This is a genomic window from Cupriavidus sp. 05T41 (assembly GCF_056396525.1).
The window spans coordinates 71,001-91,846 of the sequence record NZ_JBFTLQ010000012.1 but is presented as its reverse complement, the minus strand read 5'-3'; the positions used below and the strand labels follow the sequence as shown (position 1 = coordinate 91,846).

20 protein-coding genes are annotated in these 20,846 nt (G+C 63.3%); 9 read left to right on the top strand and 11 right to left on the bottom strand.

From position 1 onward, the window contains the following. Positions 1-28 precede the first annotated feature (28 nt). Positions 29-961 carry an N-acetyl-gamma-glutamyl-phosphate reductase gene (argC, locus tag AC1DKV_RS10170; RefSeq protein WP_441614075.1) on the bottom strand — a complete coding sequence of 311 codons (933 nt, stop codon included), beginning with the start codon at positions 959-961 and terminating at the stop codon, positions 29-31. Positions 962-1,194: 233 nt separating this feature from the next. Between argC and AC1DKV_RS10165 the strand changes: the two genes are divergently transcribed. Beyond that, positions 1,195-2,079 carry a LysR family transcriptional regulator gene (locus tag AC1DKV_RS10165; protein ID WP_441614043.1) on the top strand — a complete coding sequence of 295 codons (885 nt, stop codon included), beginning with the start codon at positions 1,195-1,197 and terminating at the stop codon, positions 2,077-2,079. A 91-nt stretch (positions 2,080-2,170) separates the two neighbouring features. Here the strand turns inward: AC1DKV_RS10165 and leuD are convergent, their stop codons facing one another. Genes leuD through AC1DKV_RS10150 form a run of 3 tightly spaced genes read right to left on the bottom strand, consistent with a single transcriptional unit; the run spans position 2,171 to position 5,208 of the window. Beyond that, the gene (gene leuD / locus AC1DKV_RS10160; protein ID WP_441614042.1) at positions 2,171-2,815 is read right to left on the bottom strand and encodes a 3-isopropylmalate dehydratase small subunit; all 645 of its coding nucleotides are present in this window, start codon (positions 2,813-2,815) and stop codon (positions 2,171-2,173) included. Further along, on the bottom strand, positions 2,808-4,226 hold the full coding sequence (gene leuC / locus AC1DKV_RS10155; protein WP_441614041.1) for a 3-isopropylmalate dehydratase large subunit: 1,419 nt from the start codon (positions 4,224-4,226) through the stop codon (positions 2,808-2,810). Before leuC ends, leuD begins: the two co-directional genes overlap by 8 nt. 19 nt (positions 4,227-4,245) lie before the next feature. Continuing rightward, positions 4,246-5,208 (bottom strand): tripartite tricarboxylate transporter substrate binding protein, encoded by a 963-nt coding sequence (locus AC1DKV_RS10150; RefSeq protein WP_441614040.1) that lies wholly within the window; start codon positions 5,206-5,208, stop codon positions 4,246-4,248. Positions 5,209-5,311: 103 nt separating this feature from the next. Here AC1DKV_RS10150 and AC1DKV_RS10145 point away from each other — a divergent pair, with 103 nt between their 5' ends. Next, on the top strand, positions 5,312-6,238 hold the full coding sequence (locus AC1DKV_RS10145) for a LysR family transcriptional regulator (protein WP_441614039.1): 927 nt from the start codon (positions 5,312-5,314) through the stop codon (positions 6,236-6,238). Between the two features lie 193 nt (positions 6,239-6,431). On the opposite strand, the gene AC1DKV_RS10140 is transcribed toward AC1DKV_RS10145, so the two are convergent. Then, the gene (locus AC1DKV_RS10140) at positions 6,432-7,238 is read right to left on the bottom strand and encodes an IclR family transcriptional regulator (RefSeq protein ID WP_441614038.1); all 807 of its coding nucleotides are present in this window, start codon (positions 7,236-7,238) and stop codon (positions 6,432-6,434) included. Positions 7,239-7,410: 172 nt separating this feature from the next. On the opposite strand from AC1DKV_RS10140, the gene AC1DKV_RS10135 reads away from it, so the two are divergent. The 4 genes from AC1DKV_RS10135 (at position 7,411) to AC1DKV_RS10120 (ending at position 12,589) form a co-directional block, all read left to right on the top strand. Further along, on the top strand, positions 7,411-9,168 hold the full coding sequence (locus AC1DKV_RS10135; protein ID WP_441614037.1) for an FAD-dependent oxidoreductase: 1,758 nt from the start codon (positions 7,411-7,413) through the stop codon (positions 9,166-9,168). Positions 9,169-9,255: 87 nt separating this feature from the next. Continuing rightward, entirely contained in the window at positions 9,256-10,017 is a 762-nt protein-coding gene (locus AC1DKV_RS10130; RefSeq protein ID WP_441614036.1) for an SDR family NAD(P)-dependent oxidoreductase, read from the top strand. A gap of 59 nt (positions 10,018-10,076) precedes the next feature. Further along, a complete protein-coding gene (locus AC1DKV_RS10125) occupies positions 10,077-11,432 on the top strand; it encodes an MFS transporter (protein ID WP_441614035.1) in 1,356 nt (451 codons plus the stop codon). Continuing rightward, positions 11,429-12,589 carry an MFS transporter gene (locus AC1DKV_RS10120; protein ID WP_441614034.1) on the top strand — a complete coding sequence of 387 codons (1,161 nt, stop codon included), beginning with the start codon at positions 11,429-11,431 and terminating at the stop codon, positions 12,587-12,589. The genes AC1DKV_RS10125 and AC1DKV_RS10120 overlap by 4 nt, the downstream gene beginning before the upstream one ends. Before the next feature lie 163 nt (positions 12,590-12,752). Here the strand turns inward: AC1DKV_RS10120 and AC1DKV_RS10115 are convergent, their stop codons facing one another. Continuing rightward, positions 12,753-13,400 carry a LysE family translocator gene (locus tag AC1DKV_RS10115; RefSeq protein ID WP_441614074.1) on the bottom strand — a complete coding sequence of 216 codons (648 nt, stop codon included), beginning with the start codon at positions 13,398-13,400 and terminating at the stop codon, positions 12,753-12,755. A gap of 103 nt (positions 13,401-13,503) precedes the next feature. Between AC1DKV_RS10115 and AC1DKV_RS10110 the strand changes: the two genes are divergently transcribed. After that, complete coding sequence (locus AC1DKV_RS10110; protein WP_441614033.1) at positions 13,504-14,352, top strand: LysR substrate-binding domain-containing protein; 849 nt, start codon at positions 13,504-13,506, stop codon at positions 14,350-14,352. A 127-nt stretch (positions 14,353-14,479) separates the two neighbouring features. On the opposite strand, the gene AC1DKV_RS10105 is transcribed toward AC1DKV_RS10110, so the two are convergent. Next, complete coding sequence (locus AC1DKV_RS10105) at positions 14,480-15,451, bottom strand: zinc-binding alcohol dehydrogenase family protein (RefSeq protein ID WP_441614032.1); 972 nt, start codon at positions 15,449-15,451, stop codon at positions 14,480-14,482. Positions 15,452-15,528: 77 nt separating this feature from the next. After that, on the bottom strand, positions 15,529-16,383 hold the full coding sequence (locus AC1DKV_RS10100; protein WP_441614031.1) for an alpha/beta fold hydrolase: 855 nt from the start codon (positions 16,381-16,383) through the stop codon (positions 15,529-15,531). Positions 16,384-16,849: 466 nt separating this feature from the next. Between AC1DKV_RS10100 and AC1DKV_RS10095 the strand changes: the two genes are divergently transcribed. Continuing rightward, positions 16,850-17,482, top strand: coding sequence for a CGNR zinc finger domain-containing protein (locus AC1DKV_RS10095; RefSeq protein ID WP_441614030.1), 633 nt, complete (start codon positions 16,850-16,852; stop codon positions 17,480-17,482). Between the two features lie 317 nt (positions 17,483-17,799). Here AC1DKV_RS10095 and AC1DKV_RS10090 read toward each other — a convergent pair whose 3' ends face one another. Further along, the gene (locus tag AC1DKV_RS10090; protein ID WP_441614029.1) at positions 17,800-18,657 is read right to left on the bottom strand and encodes a hypothetical protein; all 858 of its coding nucleotides are present in this window, start codon (positions 18,655-18,657) and stop codon (positions 17,800-17,802) included. Positions 18,658-18,931: 274 nt separating this feature from the next. Between AC1DKV_RS10090 and AC1DKV_RS10085 the strand changes: the two genes are divergently transcribed. After that, a complete protein-coding gene (locus tag AC1DKV_RS10085) occupies positions 18,932-19,366 on the top strand; it encodes an SgcJ/EcaC family oxidoreductase (RefSeq protein ID WP_441614028.1) in 435 nt (144 codons plus the stop codon). A gap of 137 nt (positions 19,367-19,503) precedes the next feature. Here the strand turns inward: AC1DKV_RS10085 and AC1DKV_RS10080 are convergent, their stop codons facing one another. Next, positions 19,504-20,268, bottom strand: a complete 765-nt coding sequence (locus AC1DKV_RS10080) for a DUF4410 domain-containing protein (protein ID WP_441614027.1) — start codon at positions 20,266-20,268, stop codon at positions 19,504-19,506. Positions 20,269-20,437: 169 nt separating this feature from the next. Next, positions 20,438-20,737, bottom strand: a complete 300-nt coding sequence (locus AC1DKV_RS10075) for a hypothetical protein (RefSeq protein ID WP_441614026.1) — start codon at positions 20,735-20,737, stop codon at positions 20,438-20,440. Positions 20,738-20,846: the final 109 nt, after the last annotated feature.

Sequence of the window (20,846 nt, the reverse complement as noted above, 5' to 3'; positions counted from 1 at the left end):
CGGCGACCGCCGTTACCCTGGGTAGAGGTCAGGCGGCCCGGCGAACCTCCGCCGCCACCCCGGCCAGCATCAGGTCGAGGTTCTGCACTGCCGCCCCCGCGGCACCCTTGCCGAGGTTGTCGAACACCGCTGCCAACAGCACCTGCCCGTGCTCGCGGTTGGCGAACACGCCCAGGCGCAGGTCGTTGGTGCCGTTCAGCGCCTGCGGGTCGAGGTGCGTGGCGGCGGCCGATTCGGCGAGCGGCATCACCTCGACATGGCGGGCGTCGGCGTAGTGGTCGAGCAGGCAGGCGTGCAGCCTGTCGACGTCCGTGCCGGATGCCAGCAGGTCCAGCTCCAGCGCCACCGTCAGCACGATACCTTGCCGGAAGGCGCCGTAGGCCGGCACGAAGGCGGGGCGCCGTGCCAGGCCCGCGTGCTGCTGGATTTCAGGCGTGTGCTTGTGCGCCAGGCCCAGGCCATAGACCTGGAACGGCAGGGCCCGGGTGGCCTCCGGTCCCTCGTAGGCATCGACGGCGGCGCGGCCGCCCCCCGAATAGCCCGACACCGCGTGGATGGCGATGGGGTAGTCGTGCGGCAGCAGGCCGGCCTCCACCAAGGGGCGCAGCAGGCCGATCGCCCCGGTGGGATAGCAGCCCGGGTTGCTGACGCGCAGCGCGCCCGCGATGCGCTGCGCCTGGCCGGCGGCCATCTCCGGAAAGCCATAGGTCCAGCCGGCCTGCGTGCGGTGTGCCGAACTGGCGTCGATCACGCGCACCGCAGGATTGACGATGGACGTCACCGCCTCGCGTGCGGCGGAGTCCGGCAGGCACAGGATGGCGATGTCGCAGCCGTTGATGGCGTCGGCGCGGGCGCGCGCATCCTTGCGCTGGCCGGCGGGCAGCGTAAGGACGCGCAGATCGTCGCGTCCGCGCAGGCGTTCATGGATCTGCAGGCCGGTGGTGCCCTGGTCGCCGTCGATGAAAACAAGCGGTAGCGCATGGGATGGATCCTCGGAAGTGACGTGAAAGTGGCGGCCCCGGCCGGTTCGGCATCAGCTTTGCGTTGGTGCGGCCGCGGGTGTGGCGCGATCATGGAAGCGCCATCTTGCGCCACCGGATAGAATCGGAAAAGTTGAATTTCATGACGATGAAATTCACGAATCCTGAACGATATCCTCGTCAGCATTTACGCCCTTGACCGGAGTTCCGCCCCATGCGCGAGATCAGCCTGGACCGCCTGCGTACCCTCGTCGCCATCGCCGATCTGGGTTCCTTCGCCGAAGCTGCGCGCGCGTTGCACCTGGCTCCACCCACCGTCAGCCTGCACATTGCCGAGCTGGAAGCCCGCGTCGGCGCGCCACTGCTGACGCGCAAGCGCGGCGAGGTGCGTCCGTCGTCGATTGGCGAGACACTGGTCGATCGCGCCCGCCGCCTGCTGGCCGATGCCGACCTTGCGCTGGACGACGTGCAGCGTCAGGTGCAGGGGTTGACCGGCCGCGTGCGCCTCGGCGCCTCGACCGGGGCCATCGCCCACCTGCTGCCGCAGGCGCTGGCCATGCTGGCGGAGCAGCACCCCGACATCGACGTGCAGGTGGCCGTGCTCACCTCGGAGGAGACGCTGGCGCGGCTGGCCGCCGGCACGCTGGAGATCGGTCTGGTGGCCCTGCCACAGGCGCGCGTGGCGGGGCTGACCATCCGCCCTTGGCGGCGGGATCCTGTGCGGGCTTTCCTGCCAGCGAGCTGGCCCTGCCCTGCGCGCATCACGCCGGCCTGGCTGGCAACGCGCCCGCTGATCCTGAATGACGGCACCACGCGCCTGTCGCGCCTGACCGCCGAGTGGTTCGCCAGCGGTGGCCAGAGGCCGGCGCCGCGTATCCAGCTCAACTACAACGACGCCATCAAGAGCCTGGTGGCGGCCGGCTATGGCGCGGCCCTGCTGCCACACGAGGTCACCACGCCGGCGCCGGATGCGCGCGTGGTGATGCGGCCGCTGCGGCCGGCATTGTGGCGGCGACTGGGGTTGGCGCACAGCGCGGAACGGGTAGAACGTGCCACGGAATACGTGCTGGAGGCCCTGTGGGCGCTACGGGCGGGGTAGCGCCGTTGGCCACACGCCGACCGGCTGTTGTGCGAGTTGTGCGAGTTGTGCGAGGCACCCACCCGACTCGCGACAAGCGAAGTCGTCCTTTTCAGGTAGACCCAAGCCGGTCTCGAGTTTGTCTGGCTACGTTTTTTGTCCAGGGGAAGCTGGACCAGTACTTCCCGACAAACTCCTCAATCTCGCCACGGTGCTTCAGGGAGAGGCCGATGATGTCCAGCCCCTCGAGGAACATGCGGCGGTGCCTCGCGGACAGCTCAAAGGGATACTCCCCTGAAGGTGTCCGCACCCGCATCGCATCGAGATCAATCGTGATCACGTTGCCGCTATTCGCGTCCACGTCGTTCATCAACTGCTCAATGGCTTCCCGCGGCAACATTACCAGCAGAAGCTGGTTATTCATGGCGTTCGAATAGAAGATCTCGCCGAAGCTGGGTGCAATGACGGCGCGAATGCCAAATTGCTGCAGTCCCCATACCGCGTGCTCGCGGCTCGATCCGCAGCCGAAGTTCGCTCCGCCGATGAGGATGCCGGTGCCGGCGTACTCCGGGCGATTCAGCACAAAGTCCGGACGGCGTGCGCCGGTGGCGTCGAAGCGGTGGTCATAGAGAATGCCTTTGTCCAGGCCAGTCTTGTCGATGCCCCGCAGGAACTGCTTCGGGATGATCTGGTCGGTATCGAGGTTTTCGATGCGGATCGCCGCACCCTTGCCAGTGATGTGCGTGTACTCAGACATGGGAAGTCTCCAGCTTTCGGACGTCGGTGATCGTTCCGGTGATCGCCGCGGCGGCGGCCATGGGCGGGCTCATCAGGTGGGTGATGGCCCCGCGTCCTTGCCTGCCCTCGAAATTGCGATTGGTGGTGGAAGCGCAGCGAACGCCGTCGGCGAGCACGTCATCGTTCATTGCCAGGCACATCGAACAACCCGGCTGGCGCCATTCGAATCCCGCGGCGGTAACGATGTCGGCAATGCCTTCCCGTTCGGCCTGAGCCTTGACCGCGCCTGAGCCGGGTACCACCATGGCCCTGACCCCTTCGGCCACCTTCTTGCCGCGGACTACGTTCGCCACGGCCCTGAGATCCTCGATGCGTCCGTTGGTACAGGATCCGATAAAGACATGCTGGATCGGCGTGCCTTCCAACGCCGCCCCGGGCGTCAGGTGTGTGTACGCAAGCGCCCGTTCAACCGACCGCTGCTCGACTTCGTCGATCTGATCCTCGGGGAATGGAATGTGTCCGGAAACAGGTAGTACCTGGTCGGGGCTGGTTCCCCAGGTCACATAGGGCTCGACATCGCTCGCGTCAAACACATACTCCATATCAAACAGGGCGCCCGCATCGCTTTGCAGGCTTGCCCAGTATCGGAGCGCATCTTCACGTTGCGGGCCTTCGATGTCCACCGCACGGCGCAGCACGTAATCGGTGGCGACCGCATCTGGCGCGATCAACGCGCCTCGCGCCGCAGCTTCCACCGTCATGTTGCAGAGCGTGAAGCGTGCCTCGACGCTCAGATCCAGAATGGCCGATCCGCAGTATTCGACGACATACCCGCGTGCGCCTTGCGCGCCGATCGCACCGATGATCCTGAGAATGAGATCCTTGGCGGTCGTGCCGACCGGGAGCTTCCCGTCTACGCGGATGCGCATGGTCTTTGCCATCCGATAGACCAGCGTCTGGGTCGCCAGCACATGTTCGACCTCGGAGGTCCCGATACCGAAGCCCAGGGCGCCGAGCGCGCCATACGTCGTGGTATGGCTGTCGCCGCAGATCACCACCATGCCCGGCCGGATCATCCCGTGCTCCGGTGCAATCACGTGCTCGATCCCTTGCAGCGTGTCGTTGGTGTCGAACAGCGGAATCGCATGCCGGTTGCAGTTGTCCCGGAGGTTCGTGGCCTGCAGGGCGGAGGCGGGATCCGCGATCACCCGGATCGCCGTTGGGTGCGTCGGAATGATATGGCTGACGACGGAGACGTTTTGCCCGGGGATCAGCACACCGCGATCTTGCTCATGCAGCCCATGGAATGCCTGAGGACTGGTGTACTCATTCATCAGGTGCAGGTCGCAATACAACAGAACGTTGTCTTCATCAATTCTGGCGACCGTATGGGAGTCGACCAGCTTCTGGTACAGGGTTGTCGGGGTCATTGCTATACCTCTTTCAGGATCATTCCGCGGTGATGCCGCGCTGCTTGATCAATCTGGCCCACATGGGCATCTCCTTTTCCAGGCGTTGCCGCGCCGCCTCGGGCGTGCTCGGCGTCGCCTCGAAGCCTTCCTTGAGCATCCGGTCCCTGGCCGCCTGCGATGCCAGCGCGGCATTCAGTGCGGCGTTCAACTTGTCTACGACAGGCTTCGGCGTGCCCGCCGGCGCAAACACCATGAACCAGGTTTCAAACGTGTAATCGGACAGGCCCGCCTCGGCTGCGGTCGGGACATTGGGAAGCAGTGGGGAGCGCTTTGATCCGGTGACAGCCAGCGCCCGGAGCTTGCCGCTCTGGACATGTTGCTGGGCGGCGGAAACCACCGGGAAGCTCATGTCGACCTGACCGGCGATCGTGTCAACCAGGGCCGGGCCACCGCCGCGATAAGGGACGTGGACGATAGAGACGCTTGCCACAGACTTGAACAGTTCTGCGGACATATGAAACGTGCTCCCGTTGCCTGCCGAACCATAGGTCAGCTTGTCGGGCTTTGCCTTCGCAACGGATATCAGTTCCTGAAGGTTCCTGGCGGGCACATTGTTGTTGACCACCAGGACATGCTGCGAACTGGCGACCATGCCGATCGGCGCAAGGTCCTTCAGCGTGTCGTACGGCATGCGCGGGAACAGGCCCGGGTTGATGGCGAGCGAGACCGTTTGCAGTCCGATCGTGTAGCCATCGGGGGCGGCTTTCGCGACCGCATCGACACCGATATTGCCGCCGGCGCCGGCCCGGTTCTCAACCACGATGGTGCCGCCCAGACTTTTCGCCCAAGTGTCAGATACCAGACGCGCGGCGATGTCGGCGCTTCCACCCGGCGCGTACGGCACAATGAGCCGGACCGGTCGCTGAGGATAGGATTGCGCAGCCGCAGTGCCAGCGAACGTGGCACAAATCAGCGCTGCGGTGAGATGGGCAAACTTCATGGGCGTCTCCTGTGAGTATGAATCGTTATGGAAACCATCCTATCAGTTACCACATGACGCATAATTCATAGTTATTCACTTCTTTCGTTCCTGTAGTTCACCAATGGACCATTTCTCCGACCTTGCGTTTTTCATGCTGATCAACCGGCACGGAAGCCTTGCAGGGGCCGCGCAGGAACTGGGCGTCACGCCACCGGCCGTCAGCAAGCGGCTTTCTGGCCTTGAGGCCCGTCTGGGTGTCCGCCTGTTGCACAGGACCACGCGACGCATCAGCCTGACGCCCGAGGGGGAGCGCTACCTGGTCGAAGGCGCCAGAATTCATGCGGAGATGGAAGCCCTTGAGCGCACCATTGCGGGAAGCAGCAGTACGCCGCACGGCTTGCTAAAAATCGGGGCAACACTGGGATTCGGACGAAGGCATATCGCGCCGGCCCTCTCCGAATTCACGCGGAAGTTTCCGAAAGTCGAGGTGCAGCTTTATCTGAGCCATCGTTCGCTGAACCTGGTCGAGCAGGGTCTGGACGTGCTGGTCCACTTTGGAGAACTGCCGGATGTGCGACTGACCGGTCGGCTACTGGCCAACAACCGCCGCATGGTCTGTGCCGCACCGTCTTACATCGAAGCAAGCGGCGAGCCTTCAAGTCCGCGCGACCTGTCCCGGCACAACTGCATTTTCATCCGTGAGAGCGATGAGACGTTTGGTACCTGGCATTTGCGCAACGGCGCGCAGCAGGAAACCGTCAAGATCCGCGGGACCATGAGCACAAACGACGGAGAGTCCGCGTTGGCCTGGGCGCTCGATGGTCAAGGCTTGATCGTACGCTCGGAGTGGGACGTCGCGGAGCACCTGCGAAGCGGCGCGTTGTGCCGGGTGCTGCCGCAATGGCAGCTCACACCGGCGGATATCAATCTCGTATTTCCGGCCCAGAGCAATCGCCCCGACAAGGTTCGGGTTCTCGTGGACTTCCTGCTGGACCGCTTCGCCGATCACCGTGGTCCAGCTTCCGGCGGCTCGGACGGTCACTGGTAGTACTGGTATTACCTTCCAGAGCATCACTCACGTCGGCGCCAGGCTCGCGTATGCGACGTAATGCGGATACCGCTTGGGGACAGATAGCCGGCTACGTTGGAATCGGCAGCGGTCATGCCATGCCGACGGTCAGCCACACGAAGCTGAACGCCTGTTCGCTCGGCAGCGTGCACGATTCCCCTCGCAAGCACCGCTACTTGGCCCGGTAGCCAAGGCGCTTCGAAACTGCCTGCGCACAGGCATCCAGCGCTTTGGCAACCGGGCCGTCCCAATCGGTATCGACCGTGCCGGTCGGCCCCATGATGGTAATCGTCAGCGCAATGTTTCCCGAGTAGTCGAACACGGGCGCGGAAAAGGCAACGATCCCTGGCGTGGGATGGTTGATGCTGCGGGACATGTGGCGCGCCCGCGCTTCCTTGATCATCTCCTCCACAATGGCAGCGTCCAGCGGATGCGCGATATCGGGGCCGAGCCGTACGCGATCGTCCAGCAACAGCTTCTCGGTGAGCTGGCGCGGCTGGAACGCCGAGAAAATCCTGCCGGTTGCCGTATTGGCGAGCGACATGACCGTGCCGGTTCGGATATTCGTGTGGATGGGATAGGACGCATCGATGAGCCGCACGATGACCGGCCCGAGGTTTCCCCATACCGCGAGCGCGACCGCGTGCGACGTTTCTTCCGACAGCGCTTCGGCGAACGGCGTGGCCTCGCGGATGGGGTTGAGCGTCTGCAGGCTGGTCAGCCCGAGCTGGATGGCCATCGGGCCGAGCAGATAGCGACCCGTGACCGGGTCCTGGGCGACGAGTCCGATCTTCCCGAAACTCACCAGATACGGATGGATCTTGCCGGACGGCATGTTTGCCGCCTTCACGAGATCGCGTAGCGCCATCGGCCTGGCCTCGGAGGCCAGCACCTTCAGGATTTCCCCCCCCACTTCAATCGACTGGATGCCGCGGCGTTCTCGCTCGGGTGGCTCGGGTGCCTGGTCGGTCTGGTCCACGGTATGTCCCTGCCATGAGATGGTTAGTGCGCGCAGTATAACACTAGACATTATCTAATGCGTAAGCATAGGGTTAACTAGTAGATCATTTCAAGCGCGCTAGTACTAATCTAGCAATCATGGCGGCGCCGCTCTTGGCGGCCATACCGCCCGCACTTGAATGGAGAAGTCGATGTCTGCACTGCAACAGGAAAAATGTGATGTTCTGATCATCGGATCAGGCGTCGCCGGCATGTCCGCGGCCATTACCGCCGCCAGCCGGGGCTTGAAGGTCATCGTGGCCGAGAAGGCGAGCTACTACGGCGGCACGACGGCCCGCTCGGGCGGCTGGCTATGGGTGCCGAACACCCATCTGGCCAAGGCATACGGCCATCACGAACAACCGGACCAGGCGCTGACCTATATCCGGAACCAGGCCGGCGCCGGGTTCGACGAGGCGCGTGTACGCGCCTTCCTGGCGAACGGCCCCAAAGCGATCGAGTTCTTCATGTCGAAGACCGCCGTCCAGTTCGACATGCCGCTAACGTTCCCGGACTACCACGCCGAGGCGCCCGGCGCCGCGCAAGGCGGCCGCTCGATGGTGACGCGCCCGTACGACGCCCGCGAACTCGGCCCATTGCTCAAGACCCTCGGCCCCGTGCTGCCGGAACTGACCGTCTTCGGTGTGACGATCGGCTCCGGCAAGGAGATCGTTCATTTCATGCGGGTGACGCGATCGCTGGCGTCCGCCTGGTATGTCACCAAACGCCTGACCAGGCATTTCCTGGAGGTAATGAAGTACGGGCGGGGCATGACGCTGACCAACGGCAATGCGCTGGCCGCGCGACTCGCGAAGTCGGCGGCCGACCTGTCGGTCCCGGTATGGCTGTCGTCGCCTGCCGTGGCGTTGTTGCAGGACGGAGGGCGCGTCACGGGCGCAGTGCTTCAGCGCGACGGCCAGCGGATCAGCGTAAAGGCGCGTCACGGTGTGGTGCTGGCCAGCGGCGGGTTTCCGCACGACCTCGAGCGGCGCAAGGAGACCTACCCGCACGTGCAGGCAGGCCACGGCCACTTCTCGCCAACGCCGCAGACCAATGTGGGCGACGGCGTGCGCATGGCCGAAGCGGTGGGCGGCGTGTTCGACAAGAACCTGTCGAATGCCGCCGCGTGGACGCCCATGTCGCTCGTGCCGCGCAAGGACGGCACGACCGGCATCATGCCCCACTTCATTGACCGGGCGAAACCAGGCGTGATTGCCGTCAGCCTGGATGGCAAGCGCTTTGCCAACGAGGCGAACTCGTACCACGATCTCGTGCAGGCGATGATCGCCGCCTCGAAGGGCAAGCCGGAGACGGCGTGCTGGCTGATCGCCGACCATGCGGCGATCCGGCACTACGGCCTCGGCTTCGTGAAGCCGTTCCCGATGCCGCTCGGGCCGCATCTGCGCAACGGCTACCTCAAGCGCGGCAAGACCATCGAGGACCTTGCGAAGCAGGTCGGTATCGAACCGGCGACGCTCGCCGCCACCGTTCGCCAGTACAACGAAACGGCGCAGTACGGGCGCGACCCCGAGTTCGGGCGTGGCAGCAAAGCCTACAACCGCTACCAGGGCGATGCGCTGCACACGCCAAATCCCTGCGTCGCGCCGCTGGCCAACGGTCCGTTCTATGCGCTCAAGCTCGTACCGGGCGACCTTGGCTCCTTCATGGGCATCCGTACGAACGAGCACGCCCAGGTCGTCTCCCTGGACGGCGATCCAGTCCCCGGCCTCTACGCAGCGGGCAACGACGCGGCAAGCATCATGGGCGGCGAGTACAGCGGTGCGGGCATCACGCTCGGCCCGGGCCTGACCTTCGGCTATGTCGCGGGCAACCACATCGCCGATCACTCTCAGGCCACGCCCCCGAATGCGAGCGCGGCTTCCGCGCGCGAGCCTCTGGCCATGCACTGAACTCCCTGCCCGATTGTTGTCACCCACGCGGCCGCATTGCGGCGGCCGCGTGGCGGCGTTCACCCTGAATTTCCCTGGATTGCAATCATGCTGATTCCTCAACTCCTGACCGGGAAGGTCGCTTTTATAACCGGCGCGGGCCAGGGCAACGGCCGGGCCATCGCCATCGGCCTCGCCGAGGCCGGCGCGACGGTCGTCGTCACCGACATGAACGAAGCCAATGCCAATGAGACGGCGGCGATGATCGATGCCCGGAACCACGCGGCGCGTGCCTGCGCGCTGGACGTGACCGATGCCGCGCAGTGCCGTGCCGTCGCCGAAGAGATCACCGCCAGCGTCGGCCCCGTCGACGTGCTGGTGAACAACGCCGGCATCCTGATTCGCCAGGGCATCGACAGCGAGCATGCGCTGGACAACCTGCAGCGGGTGATGAAGGTCAACCTCGAAGGGACGTTCAACGTCTGCCACGCGTGGCTGCCGGCCCTGCGACAGACCCGTGGCGCCATTGTCAACGTCGCCTCCATCGCGTCGTTCTCGGGCCAGCCGAACACGCTCGGCTACTCGCCCTCGAAGGGCGCGGTGAAGATGCTGACCCAGTCGCTGGCAGCCGACCTCGCGCGCGACGGTGTGCGCGTCAATGCCATTGCGCCGGGCGTCATCGACACGCCCATGACCGCGTCCACGCGCACGGACCCGGCGAAGCTCGAACGCTTCATGTCCCGTATCCCGATGAACCGGGTGGGGCAACCCGAAGAGCTGGTGGGCGCGGTGCTGTTCCTCGCTTCGTCGATGTCCACCTATGTGACCGGCGTGACCCTGCCCGTGGACGGCGGATACCTCGCCGCCTGACCCTCACAAACGAGGCAGGCGCGGACATCGCGTTTGCCCGCCCATCCAGGAGACAAACGATGAAACAGGCATCCCGCACGATCGACGTGCAGTCCTTCATCGACGCCGAACGCTTTTCCCCCTGCCAGTGGCTGGTCCTCGCCTTCTGCTTCCTCGTCGTGGCGGCTGACGGCTACGACACGGCGGCCATCGGCTTTATCGCTCCGTCGCTGGCGCACGAATGGGGCATCGCCCGCGGTGAACTCGGTGTCGTCATGAGCGCCGCACTGGCTGGGCTGAGCCTGGGCGCGATCTTCGCGGGACCGGTGGCGGATCGCGTTGGCCGCAAGGCGGTACTGGTGGCGGCTGTCACATGCTTCGGAGGATGGACGCTCGTTGCCGCCCAGGCGCAAACCGTTGGCACGTTGACCGTCCTGCGCTTCCTGACCGGCCTCGGACTCGGCGCAGCCATGCCGACGACCATCACGATGATGTCGGAATACGCGCCGTCGCGTCTGCGCTCCCTTGCGGTGAATGCCATGTATTGCGGCTTCTCCGGTGGACTGGTGGCGGGCGGCGCGGCATCGGCCTGGCTGATTCCCCATTTCGGCTGGCGCGGCGTGTTGACGGCTGGCGGCATCGCGCCGCTGGTACTCGCCGTACTGCTGCTTGCGCTGCTTCCGGAGTCGGCCCAGTTCCTGGCGGTGCGCAACGGGGCGCCCGAGCGGATCGCGCGCATCCTGAAGCGCATTGCGCCTCGGCAAACGCTCGAACACTGCGTGTTCGTCGCGCCGATGGCTGCGGCAGGCAAGGCGGGAAAGGCTTCGGCTCTTGCACTCATCCTGTCGGCAGGATACCGGCGGCGCACCGTCATGCTCTGGCTGTCGTGCTTCATGGGTCTGGTGATCTATTACCTGATGACGAACTGGATGCCGACGCTGTTCCGTGAAGCCGGATACAGCGTGGAACGTGGCGCGCTGCTGGCCTCCCTGTTTCCCCTTGGTGGCCTGCTGGGCAACCTTGCTGCTGGCTGGCTCATGGACCGCTTCAATGCCAACCGTACCATCGTCGTGGCGTACCTGCTGGCCGCCGTGCTCGTCATCGTGGTGGGACGCGGTGTCGATCATCCGGAGTTCCTGGGTATCTCGCTTTTCCTTTGTGGCACCCTGGTCACGAGCGCGGCAACTTCGATGTCCACCTACGCCGCAAGCCTCTATCCGACCGAGGCACGCACCACCGGGGTGGCGTGGATGCAGGGCATCGGGCGCATCGGTGGCATGGCGGGCTCCTTTATCGGTGCGGGCCTCCTCGGCCTTGGCTGGGGCTTCGGCGATGTATTCGGCCTGCTCGCGGTGCCGGCGCTGCTCGCGGCGGGGACGGTATTCATGATCGCCAAGCCCCGGCACGCCTATCCGATGGCAAGGGTGGCGGAGTGAGGCGATTCGGGCCTCTCGCCATTGCGGCGGCCATGAGCATGGCGTCCATGCGCGCGTGTGACGCCTTGCTTCCGGCGCTATCGTCGGACTTCGGCGTACCCGTTGGCATGGCAGCGTGGTCCATCTCCGCGTTCGCTTTGGCCTATGGGCTGATGCAACTCGTATTTGGCCCGCTCGGCGACCGCTTCGGCAAGCTTCGCGTCATCACGCTGGCGCTGACCGGCTGCGCCGTTGCGCATGTCATGGCCGCCGTGGCCCCGACCATGCCCGCCCTCGCGCTGGCCCGGGGACTCTCGGGCGCCGCAGCGGCGGGGGTCATCCCCATGAGCATGGCGATGATCGGCGATACGGTTCCGGCGAGGGACCGGCAGCAGGTGCTTGCCCGCTTCTTCCTCGCGACCATCGGCGGGACGATCGGTGGCCAGTGGATGTCCGGCCTGCTTGCCGACTGGCTGCACTGGCGCGTTGTCTTCTGGGTGCTGGCGACGGGGTCTGGCGTTGCCGCGCTCGCCGTGCGGACGCGGGGCTCGGGCCTGGTCTCCCACCTGGCTGCCAGGCGTTCATTCGGGGAGCAGTTCCGCAGCGTGCTGGGTCAGCCGCGCGCAAGGCTGCTGTTCGCAGTGACGGCAATCGAAGGCCTGTTCACCCTGGCGGGATTTGCCTTCGTGCCGACCTACCTGCACGGCCGCTTCGGGCTCGGCCTGGGCGCGGCCGGCGCCGTGATGGCGATGTATGGTGCTGGTGGCCTGGCCTATGTGGCGGTCTCAGGCGTGCTGTTCAGGCGCCTGGGGCCTGATGCGCTGGCCGCCCTCGGCGGCATGCTCCTGGGCGCAGCCTTTGCCATCGTGGCGCTCGGACCACGGTGGGAATGGAGCGTCCCCGGATGCTTCCTCGGCGGACTCGGCTTCTACATGCTTCACAACACCTTGCAAACGCAGGCGACCGAGGTGTTCCCGCCATCGCGCGGCACGGCGGTCGGGCTGTTTGCCGCGAGCCTGTTCCTGGGACAGGCGATCGGCATGAGCGGCGCCGCGGCCGTCGCCGGAACGCTGGAAGCGCGATGGTTGTTCGCCGCCGCCGCCGTGGCCCTTCCCGTTCTCGGCCTGGCATTCGGCGCACGGCTCCGCGCGGACGCTCCCCGTCACCGCCCCGGATAGCCAGGCGGCACAATGAACGCCCGCGGAAAACCCTGAACTTCGATACACCGGCCCACCAACGATTCCATCAACTCGTTGTATCGACCGCTTGAATCCGCAGCCAGTTTCGGCCACTGATCGTCTCCGACCAGGCGGCCGCTCTCGACCTGGTTTGCGACGTAGCTCAATAGAAGCCTCCCGACTTCAATGCATCGATGGCCATGTTTGCGCCGAGGGCAAGCAGAACAACGCCCATAGTCCAGCGTTGAGCAAGCAGAAGTCCCGGGCGGCTGGAGAGGAACCTCGCCATGCTGCCGGAGCAGACCGCCACAAAGCCATTGACCGATGCGAATGCCACAATCAGCGACGAACCGAGCACGAGCGATTGCCTCAGCACGCTGCCGTCCTGATGGTTGATGAATTGCGGCAGGAGCGACAGAAAGACCATCGCGAGCTTGGGATTCAGCAAACTAGTCGTTGCGCCCATCGCGAAGAGCCGGCGAGGCTGTTCGCGAGGCAGATCGCGAACCTCCAGAGGCGAACGGCCCCCAGGCCTCACGGCCTGCCACGCCAGATAGAACAGATACACGGCGCCCACCGCACCCAACGCGCTGCCTGCATAAGGCACCCTCAGGAAAAGCGCCGTGATGCCGAATGCTGCCCCGAACATATAGACGAGGTATCCGAGCATGACGCCTGCAAGCGATATCAGGCCGGCCGCAGGTCCTTGCGCAATCGAGCGCGACATCACGTAGATCATGTTCGGACCCGGTGTCACGGCAAGCATTCCGCCGACCGCCAGAAATCCGTAAATCGATACCGTACCGTGCATTTTTGTGGGCTCGTTCAAGTGGTCATCCCAAGCAGTATCGGTCCGATGCATACTCAAGTAAAACGCATTAAACTGAATCCATTGCTCAGCTTTTCTGACCAAAATGAAGAAGCTCGATCTGGACGTTCTTGAAATGGTTGTGGCGGTCGCCGATACAGGTTCATTTGTTCGGGGTGCGGAGTCCGTGCATCGATCGCCATCGGCGGTGAGCATGCAGATCAAGGCGCTTGAACAAGCGCTGGGAAAACCGCTCTTCGTGCGAAGCACCCGCAACGTGGCGATTACGGCAGAGGGCAGGACGCTTCTGGACTATGCCCGCCGAATGCTTGCCATGCGGGAGGAAGCATGGGCGTCGATCGTTCGCCCGGAGATAAAGGGCCGGGTCACCATCGGCGTTCCTGACGACTACGCTTCATCGTTGCTGCCACAGGTTCTGGGAAAGTTCGCGGTTGCTCACCCGCGTGTCGAAATCCGGGTCATCGGCCTGCCCAGCAGTGCGCTCGCTCCCTTGCTCAAAGACAATACGCTGGACCTGGCCTGCATCACGAAAACAAGGGGCATCGCGGGCGAATTCATCCGGTTCGAGCCGATGGTGTGGGCCGGGTCGGCCGCAAGGAAAGTATGGAAAGAACGCCCGCTGCCCATCGCCGTCTTCGCACATGGCAGCACCGCGCGTGCCCATGCCATCAGCGCGCTGCAGCGGGAAAATATCAAGTACCGGATGTCCTACGAAAGCCCGAGTCTGCTGGGCCTTGTCAGCATGGTAGAAGCGGGGCTCGCGATAGCGCCCCTCGCAAGATGCAGCGTGCCGGGGCACCTTGTCCAGCTATCCCAGAACGAAGGGTTGCCGCCCCTGGACGAACTCGAGGTCGTGCTTGCCCGCAGCGCACAGTCCGGCCGACCGCCGTGTGATTTTCTCGCCGAGCAGATTCTGGCTGAAATGAGGGGCTAGATCGGTCGTTCAATGGCCGGATATCGACACGATCCGCCCGAATGCCCGACGCCCTGACTGGCGCCCGTGACGATCGCTACTTTCGTGGACATCTCATGTCTCCCGGTCTGGGTAAGCCAATGTTGCTTCAGTGAACGACTACCATCTTTCCGCCGGCTTCATTGGCTTCCATCACCCGATGCGCCTCATGGATCTGATCAAAGCCGAACACCCGGGACGGAGTCACCTTGAGACGGCCAGCCGCCACGTCTTCTGCGATTTTCTGAAGCGGTACGTCGGACAGCGGAAAACCCGGGGTGCCGAACACGAAACTACCGAAAAAGGTCAGATACACGCCGCTCGCCATTTGCAGGAGTGGGTTGAAGTCCGCGATCGGAGCCAGGCCGCCCAACCAGCCCGCAAGACAGGCACGGCCACCCCGTCGCAGCATCGCCAGCGAATCGAGAATGGTGCTGTTGCCGACGAGGTCGAGTACCGCGTCAACCTGCTTTGCCTCGGCAATTCGCTGCGAAAGGTCCGGTCCCTCGAGCTCGACACGTGCCACGCCCAGGCCCTCCAGCATCTCGAAGCGCTCGCGATTGCGTGTTGTTGCGATGACCCGCGCACCGGCATTGACCGCCAGTTTCACCGCCGCCTGTCCAAACGATGATGTCGCACCGCGGATGACCAACGTCTGTCCCTCCGTGATCTCGAGATTGCGAAACAGGCAGGTCCATGCGGTCGCATAGGTTTCGGGGATGGCCGCCAGTTCGGCCCACGACAGGTCTGACTCAATCAATGCGACGTTGGACACCGGTGCGCGCGTGTATTCCGCATAGCTCCCGTTGATGGTTCGACCTAGACCTCCCATCAACGCGGCAACCTTCGCCCCAACCGGGAACTCGCCGCCAGGGCACGACTTCACCACCCCGACGCATTCGATGCCGCTTACCTTTGCGGCTTCGGCCCATTCGCCACGCCGCATATGCATCTCTGCGTGGTTGATGCCAAATGCCTTGATTTCGATTACCACGTGGCCCGCCAGCGGTTCGGGTTCAGGCAACTCTGTGTAGACAAGGCCATCCAGACCGCCGAATTTCTCGATCACGATTGCACGCATATTGCTGCTCCTTTGGTTGAACAATCAATTTGATTGGCGTGTCTGGTCGCTACATATCGACCACACACACCCACACTTCAGGTAACAAGAAAATCACGCATGGCCGCGGCGATTTCTGTCGCATGCGTCTCGAGCGCGAAGTGGCCCGTATCGAGAAAGCGCACCACCGCGCCAGGGATGTCACGCTTGAATGCCGTAGCGCCAGCAGGCAGGAAGAATGGATCATTTTTCCCCCAGACGGCGAGGAACGGAGGCTTGTGCGTTCTGAAATACTGCTGAAACGCGGGATACAACGCGACATTGCTTTGGTAGTCGCCAAACAGGTCCAGTTGAATCTCGTCCGCGCCGGCACGGCCCAAGTAAAAGTTATCCAGCGAATACCCGTCCGGCGATACCGAAGCCGTGTCAGATACCCCGTGTGTGTACTGCCAGCGTGTCGTTTCCGGAGTCAACAGGGCCCGCAGTGCCTCACGGTTTCCCTGCGAAGGATCTCGCCAATAAGCCCGGATAGGATTCCAGCCTTCGCTGAGTCCTTCTTCGTAAGCATTGCCGTTCTGGGAAATGATCGCGGTGATCCGCTCCGGATGGTTCAGCGCAAGCCGAAAGCCCGTCGGCGCGCCGTAGTCGAATACGTAGACGGCAAAGCGATCGAACCCGATCACTTCGGTAAAGCGGCTGATCACGTCGGCGATGTTGTCGAACGTGTAGGCGAAGGTGTCATGGGCCGGCATATCCGAACGACCAAACCCAGGTAGATCCGGCGCAACCAGATGGAAGCGGTCGGACAGTTGAGGAATCAAATCCCGAAACATGTGGCTCGAGCTTGGAAAGCCGTGGAGGAGCAGTACTTTCTGGGCACCGGCACGACCGGCTTCTCGATAAAACACATTGAAGCCGTCGACGTCGGCGTGGCGATAGGCAATAGCGGACATGAGGTTCTCTCTCGTGAGTTGATGACGTGACCGGTGGTTAACACGCGTTGGAAACAGCAACCAACATGCGAAGTGACCGCCGCTTTCCAGGCTGGGCGTCGCCGACAAGCACAACCGGTTGTTCGATTCGTTGCAGCGCTCTGTCCAGTACGGCGATGTCTTCGCCGGACGACATCACCGGCACGGATGCCGCCCTTGCATTGACGCCTCGCTCCGCCAGACCGCTAATCACCTTCCTGCAACTCGCTCCGTCCGCCCAGGCGCCATCCCCTAGCGCCGCTTTCACGTCTCCACGAGGCATTTCTCGCTCCTTTCAATCTTCCAGCCGTTTGCAATGCACACGCTCCGAACCCGAGTAACCGTTCTGCTGTGTTCATGTAGGTTAGTTTCTTGTTGTGTAACTTGTCAAGACGATTTTAAGGGGTTACCATGGCCTCCATCAACACTGCACATCAGGTCACTTGAGATGGACTACCGACGACTTCCCGCAATATTCGTGGCCGATGCGCAGGGCCTCGATTTCCTGAACTCGGTTGCCACGCCGACGAGTGAGCAAGTCGACTGGATCGGTGATGGGGAAGGCCTTCTTGCGTGGCTAGAACAGGCAGGTTTGGTGCCTCGCAGCACGCTCGACGCGCTACGGTCGGAGTCGATGCCCGGCGAACTCGATGGCGTCGCGGCACAGGCGCGAAGTCTGCGGGAATGGTTCAGGGGATTTGTCCAGCGTACGAAGGGACGACCGCTGGTCGCCGAGGATTTGCGTGAACTCGAACCTCTAAACCGCCTGCTTGAGCGGGACGAAGGGTATGCCGAGATCGTCGCCAACGCGCCAGGTGCGCCAACGGCCTTCGGACTACGTGCGACTCGACGGTGGCGCTCGCCGGAGTCGTTGCTGATGCCGATCGCCGAGATACTCGCGAAACTCGTGTGTGAAGAAGACTTCTTGCATGTGAAAGCGTGCGAGGGTCCTCAGTGCACGCTGATGTTTGCCGATCACACGCGGGGCCATGGCCGCAGATGGTGCAGCATGGCGATCTGCGGCAACCGGGCCAAGGTTGCGGCTCACCGGAAGCGGCTCAAGGAGCGGGCACTCGGCTGAGGTGATGGGTGACCTCGGCTGGGCTGGGCCGACAGGCCCGATCCGGCCACAAGGTGACCGATTTTCTGTTTGAACGGTTACTCGGTGAAGACAACGAGGACTTACTTGAACGAGTTCGGCTGCCTGTTGCGGCCGCTCACGCGTCCTTCAGGGACTGGCGGAAGCGTGTCCGGCAGCCGACATCACAGCGCTGATTTCGGATGCCTTTTCAAGGGCCGGCGCGCCCAGTCATCAAAGCCATCGGCTACCAAACAGTTTCTGCCTACCGCCCTACGCGCAGTCAGTGGACGCGTCGGCCGAAATGCAAAGCGCCGAATCTAGTGGGCCAGCCGAGATCTTTCCGCGACCGCCAATCTGATTTGTGGGATCACGATGCTCTCGAGGCCCGCGACACCATGGCCTTGCGCCCAGATTTCCTTATCGACCGCAGCAAAGAATGCCGGAGTACCGCGAGCGCGAAGAATGGGTTTCCCGTTAGGCCGGTCTCCAGCGGCCCAAGCGAGATGTTCAGGAAGATCCTTGCTCCGGACGTTAGAGTTAAACCCGCCGAGGCTGATCTCGACGTACTCGATCTGGTGGAATTCCGGCAGCGACTTCCGCATTATGTCCATAGAGCCAAAGTACTCGGCTTTGTAGCCACGGCATGCCACGCAGTTGTTTGCTCCAAGGTAGACCAGACTAATGCGTGACCCTGCCACCACATGCAGCGGACCAGACGACGGATAGCGCCCTACTCCACCTACACTAGGCGCGACGTTGGACGCTATCGCAGAGACTTCTTCTGTGGAGAGCCGAGTCATCCGAATGGCGGCGTGCTTTCCGTTTGCGCCATCAAATGTTCCTTCGAGGCTCTCTTCGCCTGACCGCAGAGATACTACGATTCGAGAGCCGGCATTTGTGACAAATGAAATCTGCAATCTGTCGCCGGTGAATCGCGCGTCAAAGTCCGTTACCTGCGACAGCGTCTTAGCATCGATCCAGCCATACCGGATATCACCCACCCGGATCTTCCCTGACTCTGCAGAGGCGTCCACAATTCGAAGCAGTCGCTCTCTTTTCTCTCCTTCGACCACAACCAACCAAGTACCATCGAGGGTCTCGCCGATCTGGTCGGCGCCCTTTGCCGTCGATGGCAGCAGTACCAAAGTGGCTCTGATGAATTCTCGGCGGTCCATTTCTTCCCCCTTGGCGCTGAAGCGACAGATCAAGTATGAACCCCTCGTCAATCTCTAGCCATCCGGACACCCCTTCTGTCCGGCGGGGAAGATGCGGGTAGCTCCGGGGCCAGGCTGCGCGACCGTTTCGCAAGCGCTGGATGATGTCCGAGATGGGCTCGGGCACGGCCGTTCACCAATGGCGGGCATCTTTCGGCTGAGGATTCAACCGCTCGACAACAACCGTCCGATGCGGACGTCGGGCGTCCCGACCTAGACACTTGCGAGAATCCACATGATTCAAATGAGTCAACCCGAAGACGTGCCCCACGCGTTTCAGACTGCTTGGAACAGCCACGACATGCAGTCCCTCGGCGCGTTGTTCCATGAGAATGCGACATTTGTGAACCGGTTCGGGCACTACGTGCGCGGCGTCGAGGCGATTATCAAGCTGCATGCGCCCATCCACGCAACTATCTACAGCGATTCCACGCTGGATAACGAACTGATCGACGTGATCCCCATCGGCGACGATGCGGCGGTCATTCACTTCTGGAGCCGCCTCACGGCCGGTGCGGCTCATCCGGCGGGCCCGCACGCTGTCGACACGCTGATCCTTGCCGTGCTGACGCGACAGGTTGGCAAGTGGCGAATCAAGGCGCTCGAGAATGTCACCCTGACGAATCCGCGCACGGGAGAAGCCGTCTTGAGAGACGACCGGAGTCCTTGATCGAGCCGCAAAGCTGCTTTCACGACGCACGAGGTTGTCTCGCTTGCCGGCTATCAGGCCCAAGAAGTAGCTCGCCCCGGACAAGGCCGGGGCGAGCTACCGATTCATCCGCCGCCGGCCCGTCTGCCCGTCTGCGATCAGATAGCCGGTTGCACCGCCATCCACCTCTCCTCATTGCTTGCCGCCGCCACTTGTTTGCCAATTGAATCGCCCAGGCGCGTGGCATCGGCGTAGATGGTGTCATGCTTCATTTCGGACACGCCATGCACGCCCGTCCCTGCGGCAGCGGCGACCGCCACGTGTCCGGCTATGGCGCCCACGCCAGCGGTCTCGGCAATGCCCGGGATATGACCACTGTCGGCATTGGCGACAAAGCTCTGCAGCGGCACCGGCGCGCCGTTGGCCGGCTTGTAAGAGATGCGCACCTGCACGCCGACCTCGCTCTTGCCGGCGCCAAGGCCGACCAGCAGTCGACGACGGCTAGTGCCTTCATCGATCTTGCGGAAGTCGCCTTCCACGATCAGCGCGTTGGCATTGGCCGGTGCAGGGGCGTCCGAGCGCACAGCGTTCAGGCCCTGCCCACGCAGCGTGCGCACAATCTCGTTGGCCACCTGTTCGCGTGCCTCGGAAGCCTCCTGCGATTGCTCGCCGGCAGCCGAGCTTCCTGTGGCCATCGTCTTCACCTTCTGCATGAAGCCACCGTCAAGTCGTACCTGACCGGCATCGGCGCTAAACGCATGCACGTAGATGACATCGGCCTGCACCGTCTGCAGCAGGCCAGGACGGCTGATGTCGGTGACACCGGCATTGGCGTAGCCGGCCGTCAGCATTGCGCCCGTCGCGAGAGCGGCAATGGCCAGGCGCTTGATCTTGGTGGCAGTGGTTTGGAGAGTGGTGGGCATCTTGAATCCTTCAGTTTGTCGATGCGCTGCGGCGCGGTGAACAGAGTATGGAAAACGGCGGCGTCGTAAGCCAGGCAGGAATTATTTCGTCCGATGTCACGGCCTTCGGCGCGGGTTGCGAGGTCGGACATGAACGCTCACACGGCGCCAATGCTGTGACCTCGCGGTCTCAGCGCACAACGTAGATGGGACGAGAAGCGACGTAGACGGTACGCCGGCTGGCCTTCACGACCACCGCCGGCAGCGGCGCTACGGCCACGTACACCACCTTCGGTGCAGGCTTGATAACCACTACTGGCTTCACGACCACTGTCGGCGCGGTCGTCACCGCAACCGTCGCCCGGGCGACATGAACGGGAGCCGGAGCGACCACCACGGTCGAGGCAGACGCCTGGCCGCTGGCCAACAGCATCACGGTGCCGGCAACGGTGCCAAGGAAGCGGGAGATTCGAGAGAAGCGCGAGGTCATCACAAGTCCTTCAGTTTCAGTTTCGGTTTCAGCCAGCCGGTGCGGCGCGGCGACGGACCGAACTATAGGTCGGGGACTTGTGAATCTCGCGGTGGAAAACATGTCACGG

Bases quoted from the DNA above. Each gene is read 5' to 3' on its own strand.
- AC1DKV_RS10165 (WP_441614043.1), top strand. From the start codon at position 1,195: ATGCGCGAGATCAGCCTGGACCGCCTGCGTACCCTCGTCGCCATCGCC.
- leuD (WP_441614042.1), bottom strand. From the start codon at position 2,815: ATGTCTGAGTACACGCACATCACTGGCAAGGGTGCGGCGATCCGCATC.
- leuC (WP_441614041.1), bottom strand. From the start codon at position 4,226: ATGACCCCGACAACCCTGTACCAGAAGCTGGTCGACTCCCATACGGTC.
- AC1DKV_RS10150 (WP_441614040.1), bottom strand. From the start codon at position 5,208: ATGAAGTTTGCCCATCTCACCGCAGCGCTGATTTGTGCCACGTTCGCT.
- AC1DKV_RS10145 (WP_441614039.1), top strand. From the start codon at position 5,312: ATGGACCATTTCTCCGACCTTGCGTTTTTCATGCTGATCAACCGGCAC.
- AC1DKV_RS10135 (WP_441614037.1), top strand. From the start codon at position 7,411: ATGTCTGCACTGCAACAGGAAAAATGTGATGTTCTGATCATCGGATCA.
- AC1DKV_RS10130 (WP_441614036.1), top strand. From the start codon at position 9,256: ATGCTGATTCCTCAACTCCTGACCGGGAAGGTCGCTTTTATAACCGGC.
- AC1DKV_RS10125 (WP_441614035.1), top strand. From the start codon at position 10,077: ATGAAACAGGCATCCCGCACGATCGACGTGCAGTCCTTCATCGACGCC.
- AC1DKV_RS10115 (WP_441614074.1), bottom strand. From the start codon at position 13,400: ATGCACGGTACGGTATCGATTTACGGATTTCTGGCGGTCGGCGGAATG.
- AC1DKV_RS10110 (WP_441614033.1), top strand. From the start codon at position 13,504: ATGAAGAAGCTCGATCTGGACGTTCTTGAAATGGTTGTGGCGGTCGCC.
- AC1DKV_RS10105 (WP_441614032.1), bottom strand. From the start codon at position 15,451: ATGCGTGCAATCGTGATCGAGAAATTCGGCGGTCTGGATGGCCTTGTC.
- AC1DKV_RS10100 (WP_441614031.1), bottom strand. From the start codon at position 16,383: ATGTCCGCTATTGCCTATCGCCACGCCGACGTCGACGGCTTCAATGTG.
- AC1DKV_RS10095 (WP_441614030.1), top strand. From the start codon at position 16,850: ATGGACTACCGACGACTTCCCGCAATATTCGTGGCCGATGCGCAGGGC.
- AC1DKV_RS10090 (WP_441614029.1), bottom strand. From the start codon at position 18,657: ATGGACCGCCGAGAATTCATCAGAGCCACTTTGGTACTGCTGCCATCG.
- AC1DKV_RS10085 (WP_441614028.1), top strand. From the start codon at position 18,932: ATGATTCAAATGAGTCAACCCGAAGACGTGCCCCACGCGTTTCAGACT.
- AC1DKV_RS10080 (WP_441614027.1), bottom strand. From the start codon at position 20,268: ATGCCCACCACTCTCCAAACCACTGCCACCAAGATCAAGCGCCTGGCC.
- AC1DKV_RS10075 (WP_441614026.1), bottom strand. From the start codon at position 20,737: ATGACCTCGCGCTTCTCTCGAATCTCCCGCTTCCTTGGCACCGTTGCC.